We start from the raw sequence: 511 nt of genomic DNA, 5'->3' as shown, positions 1-511 counted from the left end.
GTAGAAGTACTGGAACAACTAGAATAAGAAATAGGTTTACCACAAGCTATAAGATGTGATAATGGACCTGAGTTTATCTCTAAGACATTTGGTAACTGGTGTGAGCGTAAGCTTATAGAGATTCGGTATACGCAACCAGGAAAACCGATGCAAAACGGATTTATAGCACGATTTAATCGCTTTTACAGAGAAGATGTATTAGATGCTTATTGGTTTAACGATCTACACCAATTAACAATTTTAAGTAATCAATGGAAAGAAGACTACAATAACAATTATCCTCATCAATCGTTAGGAAACAAAACTCCTAGAGAATATAAAAGCAGATTTGGGGAAGAATTCTTCCCCAAATCTCAGGATATGAATAAAAATTTGTCGAATTTAGTAATGTCTGAGATTGGGTAAGCCTACAATCAATAAGTTTGAATCGTTTTTGTAAATGTCATATTGACTTCACTTAAAATGTATTTATGATTATCTTTGAATTAAATGAGAATAATGTACTTAATGA

Annotated in this window: 1 protein-coding gene; it reads left to right on the top strand. The window is 31.9% G+C overall.

Going from position 1 to position 511, the window contains the following annotated elements:
* Window positions 1-30 precede the first annotated feature (30 nt).
* Window positions 31-405, top strand: a complete 375-nt coding sequence (locus ABS768_RS17865) for an integrase core domain-containing protein (RefSeq protein WP_408076269.1) — start codon at window positions 31-33, stop codon at window positions 403-405.
* Window positions 406-511: the final 106 nt, after the last annotated feature.

This window comes from Flavobacterium rhizophilum (genome assembly GCF_046000485.1).
Classification (GTDB): domain Bacteria; phylum Bacteroidota; class Bacteroidia; order Flavobacteriales; family Flavobacteriaceae; genus Flavobacterium; species Flavobacterium rhizophilum.
This window is presented reverse-complemented; position numbering and strand designations above follow the sequence as displayed.